Consider the following 6,133-nt stretch of genomic DNA (forward strand, 5'->3'; position numbering starts at 1 on the left):
TTTACTTTACTAATATTTCTACGCTGTTTGTTGATCGTGGTGATGGCCTGGCGCCAGAGCAGTCAGGAACATTCAATAACATTAGCCCGGTGACTCAGGCTTTAGGAATTGGCGACTTGCAACCTGAGGAATCTGAAAGCGTGAGTCTGGGAATGGTCTGGAACGGTTATGATGGTCTTGCTATTACCATCGATGCGTTCCAAATAGAAATTGAAGATCGCATTATTCTGTCAGGCGATGTTTCACCGGTTGATTCACCTGCGGTTGAAGAAGCTCTAGCGACAACATCCGCTGAAAACGCCCGGTTCTTTTTGAATGCTGTTGATACAACGACTAAGGGACTGGATATTGTTGCCAGTAAAACTTTTGGTGTCGGTGCTTATGGCGATCTGAAAGCACAGTTGGCGTATGGTTATAATAATACGGAAATAGACTCTATTAACTTACCACAATTGCTGGATGGTCTGGACGACGTTCTGTTTGATAGTGATGAGCAAATTAGAATGACCCGATCGACGCCTGATCATTCAGGATCAATAGGTTTAACGCATACGAAAGGGAAATGGACCAGTAATGTACAGTTTAGTTACTTTGGGAATTACTCTATAGGTTACACGAGTGGAACTGAAACCTACGGCCCAAATTGGATAACAGACGTTACTGTGAATTATCAATGGAACGATGAGTTAGCGCTACGAGTTGGAGCTCAGAACCTATTCAGTGAGTACCCTGATGAACGTGCAGAGGGCAATCAGTTTAATGGTATTTTTAAATACCCATTAACCAACTCCCCTATTGGTTTTAACGGTGGGTATTTTTACTCAGAAGTTGAGTATAAGTTCTAGCTTCTTGATAAAAACGAATATTAGTAAAAACCGCCAAATAGTGGCGGTTTTTTTATACCCGCTCTCCAAGTATATTTTTAACTAATTGAAAACATTAAGTTAAATAGTTGGCATGGTAGTTGTAACTGTATCAATAAATCTTTTTAAATCGTTCGTTACTGAGGTCATGGTCATGTCAAATCGAAGCTTTGGTTGGTTATTGGTTCTATCTATTGTTGGGCTGCTATTTTTTGCGGAGGAAATATTTTCTGTTTTTGGAATGGCAATTGGATCTGTAATTGAAATATCGGTTTCATTATTGGTGAGCTTATTTTTTGTTGGTCTGGTGTTTTTTATCGTTGCAACCGTATTTGGTAGCGTGCTTCTGGGTATTGGAGCAGCACTTGTTGCGCTGTTACTCAGTGGCATAGGCTTATTCTGGCCTCTTATACTTTGCGTTTTGGTTCTTTACTTTATTTTTCGTAAACCAAAGGTTTCTAGAACAGGCTAATCACGTGTACTATAAGCCCTTAGTTACATTAAGAGGCTAAGGCAATGCTAAAAATAATCGCAGCCGCGGCGTGCTGTCTACCTGTTCTGGCTTTCGCAGATTCTTTAACGGTTACCGATGCATGGGCTCGTGCCAGCATTCCGGGAACTGAAAACGGAGCCGCTTATGCAACCTTTAAAAACGCAGGGAATGAAACCGTAAAAATAACTCACATCAGCTCGGATGTTAGCCGCGTGGCAGAAATACACCGGCATGTTATGTCTGCTGATGTGATGAAAATGGAAGCTGTCGAATCCCTATCTCTTGATCCTAATAAAGTTATCAAGTTCCAGCCTGGTGGTTACCACTTTATGTTGTTTGGACTTAATGCGCCTTTAAAAGCAGAAGAGCGCTTTTCTCTGACGTTAAATTTTGAATCAGGCTCAAGCCAAGAAATAGAAATTTTAGTTAAATAACCAAAGCTTCAAATTTTATAGGAATGGATATGTACAAAAGAACCTTAGTGTTGGCAGCTGCATTAGTAGCTCCGGGTAGTGTATTAGCTGACACCGTTTTCGGTGTTTATGCCGGTGGTCAAATTTGGAATGCTGACAACGAAGGGCAATATGCCGTTGGTTCTAATTTGATAGAACCTAATTTCGAAAATGATAATCACAGCAGCTATTACATTGCACTTGAGCATCCAGTCCCATTAATTCCTAATATAAAAATCAGAGAAAACTCTATAGAAGTTAATGGTGGTTACGGAGAAAACGACTTTAGTCATAGAGATTACATTTTATACTACGAAATTTTCGATAATGATTTAGTGTCTTTCGATATTGGTATAAACGCAATGGACTTTGACGGTACTTTGCGGACCGAAATAAGTAATACCTTTGGTCGTCAGGATTTTTCTGTTGTCGTGCCAACAGCCTACGTTGCAGCAAGAGTGGGGGTGCCCGCTACCGACTGGACGTTCTTTGCTGATGCCAGTGCGCTTAGCGTGAAAGACAGTAAAGTTCAGGATGCTCAAATTGGTGTGGAATATCGTTTGGTAGAAAATTTAGCGGTCGATATAAATCTTAATGCGGGCTACCGTCATTCAGTTGTTGAACTGGATGATGTTGATGAAATTTATTCAGATGTCACCTTTAAAGGTCCATTTTTTGGGGTAGAAGTACATTTTTAATCGATTAATTAGACTATTCTAAGCTTGCAGGCCATCCGTTATATAAGCTAGATTGTTATATGTTTGTAATTTCTTATTAATGGATGGCCTCGGATGGTCAGTAGTCAAGACGAACCTCTATTTCTTCACGATGATGACGAAATAATTCAGTCGGAATACAGTAAAGGTTTTTGGAAAATCCTGATTGTCGATGATGATCAGGAAATTCATGCAGTGACTAAGATGGCTTTAGCCGATGTTGTTATTTGTGGCCGCCAGCTTGAGTTCCATCATGCTTACAGTGGAAATGAAGCGCTGGACCGCTTAGTCGAGCATGATGACATTGCGATGGTGCTGCTTGATGTCGTCATGGAAACCGATAACGCTGGCTTGAAAGTGGCACAAGCCATTAGAGAGCAACTTGGCAATGATGAGATTCGGATTGTTTTGCGTACTGGTCAACCGGGTTATGCACCGGAAGAAAGTGTCGTAAAGAATTATGATATTAATGATTACAAAACTAAAACGGAATTAACCCGAAGCCGGTTATTAACGACTGTATTTTCCGCTGTCCGTTCCTATCAGCAACTCTGCACAATTAATGAAAACCGCCGTGGTTTGAGAAAAATTATTCATTCAGCGTCAAACCTGATGGAAAAGCATTCCATTGTGAATTTTTCTGAAGGGGTTGTTACGCAAATTGCGTCTTTGCTGGGATTGAGTGCAGAGGGCATTGTCGGTGCCAGAGCCCCTCATAAAGATAACGAAATTTTAGTGTTAGGAGCCGCAGGACACTTTGCAGACAGTATTAATAAGAGCTTATCAACGCTGAACTCAAGCGAAATTGAGAAAAGCGTCAGGCAGTGTCTGAATGAACAACGTCATATTCATACTGAGGATGCTACCGTTTTTTTCATTGATGGACAGGTGCATCAAGCCGCAGCCTATATAGAAACAAAAAACATTGTAGCGGAATACGATCAAGAGTTACTGGAAGTCTTCCTCGCTAATATCGCTGTTGGTTTTGAAAATGCCAACTTGTTTGAAGAGTTACAAACTGCCGCGTACCTTGATCCGCTAACGGGTATTCCTAATCGGGCTGAGTTTACAAGAAGCCTTCAGGCTTTGTCGGAGAAACCCGACAAAGATAAAATGGTCGCAGTTATCGATATTGACCACTTTTCTGACGTAAATGATGGCTTGGGCCAGGATGTAGGAAATTTGCTTCTTCGCTCAGTAGCTTTACGCCTTACTGATCAACTCGGCAGTAATGTATTCGTTTCCCGTATTGCCGCCGATGTATTTGGTATTTTTGGTCCGACAGATATTGTCACACCTAACGCTTTTAATGAGCTTTTTTCTTTACCTTTTAGAGCTGGCGAGCATTACATCCCACTGCGCGTTACCTGCGGCTTTGCATCGGGAGCTAACCCGGAAAGAGTTAATGGCAAAGGGCTATTGAAGCAAGTTTATATCGCCTTAAAAAATGCGAAGAATAACTCTTTTGACCGTTATAACTACTACCAACCCTCGATGGAGCAAGATACCCAACGCAGGCTTCATCTGGTACGCCGATTACGTGCGGATTTTGCTAACAGAAAACTGGAAGTTTGGTATCAGCCTCAGGTGGAGTTAACAACTCAAAAAGTCATAGGGGTGGAAGCGCTATTACGCTGGCCTCAAAGTGACGGCTCGTTTATTTCGCCGGCTGAATTTATTCCTCTTGCTGAATATTCTGGGCTTATTGTAGAAATTGGCTCCTGGGTTATTGAAGAGGCTTGCCGGCAAATTAATGCATTTGATGAAATTGGTCTGCCACAGTTAAGAGTTGCTGTTAACGTATCGGTACCTCAGTTTCGTAAACGCGACTTCCCAGAGCTTGTTGAAAAACAAATTGAACAATGGGGAATTAACCCGGAACGAATTGAATTAGAAATTACTGAAAGTATCGTTATGGAAGATCCTGATCTGGTAGCTGATATTTTAAGACGATTAAAGCAGCAAGGTATAAAAGTTGCCATTGACGATTTCGGCGTTGGCTTTTCGTCGCTAAGCTATCTTCAGAAGCTGCCGCTTGACCGAATTAAGATAGATAAAACCTTTGTAAACAACTCCGATCAGGCGAGTGGACAAATCATCATCGAAACTATTGTCGATATGGCCGGTCGTTTGGGCTTGAATGTTTTAGCTGAAGGAATTGAAGAACAGAGTCAGCTCGATTACTTTTTAGGATTAGAATGCGCCGAGGGGCAAGGTTATTTCTTTGCTAAACCTATGCCCGCGGATCAATTAATAAGCTTGCTGCAAAAGCAAATGAGTTACTCTTAGTTGTAAACTTCAACGCTATCGGCATCCATTTGATAGCCGACAACAGCAAGATCACCTTCTTTGCGTTCAACCTTTATGGTGCCTTCTATCCAGACGGCATCATAAGTGTTCTCATACGGAACACCTTCTTCATACTCAACATGGATAATTTGATTGGGAGGTGGTGGTGGCACATGAATGCAGGCACCAAAATAAGGAACCAACAGAAACTCAGTGACCTTATCAGCATCCCCTTCTAGTTGAACAACATACCCGGGAATACGGACTTTCTTTCCGTTCAGTGACTCGACTACCGGGGCGTCCAGGTTAGTCTGCCGATCTTCTTCAGGGTTAGCATCATAATATGATTGAGGCTTAACCGGAGGCGGTGTAAAACCTTCGGGAATTAAATCTTTCCAGCCAATTTTTTCCGCAGCCGCAAATGCGGGAAAAGTTAGCATTAATAATACAACCGCTAATAACTTCTTCATATTTTCACCGTAAGTCCGTCTGCAAGAGATTGGCGATAAGCTCGCCAGGCCGGAATTAAACTTAACATAAAGCCGACAATAATCACGAGTGCCATACGCCACCATTCACTAGCGCCAGGCCAGGTGGTGCTGAGTATTAGTCCTGTCTGAGACTGAATAACGCCGGCTAATGACCACTGCAGACCATATAGCAGAAGTAAGCCGGAAAAAGCACCAACTACAGTTAATAGCAGAGCCTCACTGAGCAACAGGCCGAATATGGTTCCAGGACCAGCTCCAACTGCTCTTAGGACAGCCATTTCGCGGCGGCGTTCCCTTAAGCTGGCCAACATAATTGTCAGCATGCCCAATAAACCTATGAGTACAACCATTGCCGATATTGCTGTTAAAGCCTGCTCAAAGACTCGCAGCGTTTTCCATAGCTCCTGCAAGGTCATACCCGGTAAAAGAGCGGTTAAGGGCTCTTTCTCATAAGTATTTATCTGACGCTGCAAGCGCAAAGCCAGTGGTTTTGCCTTTAAGCCAAGCAGGGCCGCGCTGATGCTGTCTGCCGGGGCTTCATTGTGATGATCGTGACCAGAATGCTCATGCTCACCGCTGTGAATCATTTCAAGGCTGTGTAATGTAACGAACACAGCCTGATCAACCGGAGTTCCTGTTCGTTGCAGGACACCAGTGACAGTAAGCGGATGCTGGTCATGTTCGCTGAAACTAATGCCACCGCTGCCATGAGCAATAATAATGTCGTCACCCATGGTTTTAGAGAGCTTCTCGGCGGCATCGGCTCCTAGTACGACTTCCTCATCTGAAGCAAAAGCACTACCTTGAGAAAACTCCAGAGCCTGCTTGT

Annotated in this window: 7 protein-coding genes; 5 read left to right on the forward strand and 2 right to left on the reverse strand. The window is 42.9% G+C overall.

What is annotated here, in order from left to right:
- From B3180_RS08030 to B3180_RS08050, 5 genes are all read left to right on the forward strand, one after another.
- Positions 1-845: TonB-dependent receptor domain-containing protein (locus B3180_RS08030; RefSeq protein WP_286843930.1), on the forward strand; the 845-nt coding region annotated here is incomplete at its 5' end.
- Positions 846-1,017: 172 nt separating this feature from the next.
- Complete coding sequence (locus B3180_RS08035) at positions 1,018-1,335, forward strand: hypothetical protein (protein ID WP_054489679.1); 318 nt, start codon at positions 1,018-1,020, stop codon at positions 1,333-1,335.
- A 44-nt stretch (positions 1,336-1,379) separates the two neighbouring features.
- Positions 1,380-1,790, forward strand: a complete 411-nt coding sequence (locus B3180_RS08040) for a copper chaperone PCu(A)C (RefSeq protein WP_222235835.1) — start codon at positions 1,380-1,382, stop codon at positions 1,788-1,790.
- Positions 1,791-1,819: 29 nt separating this feature from the next.
- Positions 1,820-2,506 (forward strand): TIGR04219 family outer membrane beta-barrel protein, encoded by a 687-nt coding sequence (locus B3180_RS08045; RefSeq protein ID WP_222235834.1) that lies wholly within the window; start codon positions 1,820-1,822, stop codon positions 2,504-2,506.
- Positions 2,507-2,599: 93 nt separating this feature from the next.
- Positions 2,600-4,813 (forward strand): bifunctional diguanylate cyclase/phosphodiesterase, encoded by a 2,214-nt coding sequence (locus tag B3180_RS08050; protein WP_054489675.1) that lies wholly within the window; start codon positions 2,600-2,602, stop codon positions 4,811-4,813.
- Here the strand turns inward: B3180_RS08050 and B3180_RS08055 are convergent.
- Positions 4,810-5,283, reverse strand: coding sequence for a DUF3299 domain-containing protein (locus tag B3180_RS08055; protein WP_054489673.1), 474 nt, complete (start codon positions 5,281-5,283; stop codon positions 4,810-4,812). The genes B3180_RS08050 and B3180_RS08055 overlap by 4 nt on opposite strands.
- On the reverse strand, positions 5,280-6,133 hold an 854-nt coding region (locus tag B3180_RS08060; protein ID WP_286843935.1), incomplete at its 5' end, for an ABC transporter permease. The genes B3180_RS08055 and B3180_RS08060, both read right to left, overlap by 4 nt.

Source organism: Idiomarina sp. UBA4206, assembly GCF_002383015.1.
Taxonomy (GTDB): Bacteria; Pseudomonadota; Gammaproteobacteria; order Enterobacterales; family Alteromonadaceae; genus Idiomarina; species Idiomarina abyssalis.

Excerpts from the sequence above, each read along its gene's own strand:
- B3180_RS08035 (WP_054489679.1), top strand. The coding sequence starts at position 1,018 with ATGTCAAATCGAAGCTTTGGTTGGTTATTGGTTCTATCTATTGTTGGG.
- B3180_RS08040 (WP_222235835.1), top strand. The coding sequence starts at position 1,380 with ATGCTAAAAATAATCGCAGCCGCGGCGTGCTGTCTACCTGTTCTGGCT.
- B3180_RS08045 (WP_222235834.1), top strand. The coding sequence starts at position 1,820 with ATGTACAAAAGAACCTTAGTGTTGGCAGCTGCATTAGTAGCTCCGGGT.
- B3180_RS08050 (WP_054489675.1), top strand. The coding sequence starts at position 2,600 with ATGGTCAGTAGTCAAGACGAACCTCTATTTCTTCACGATGATGACGAA.
- B3180_RS08055 (WP_054489673.1), bottom strand. The coding sequence starts at position 5,283 with ATGAAGAAGTTATTAGCGGTTGTATTATTAATGCTAACTTTTCCCGCA.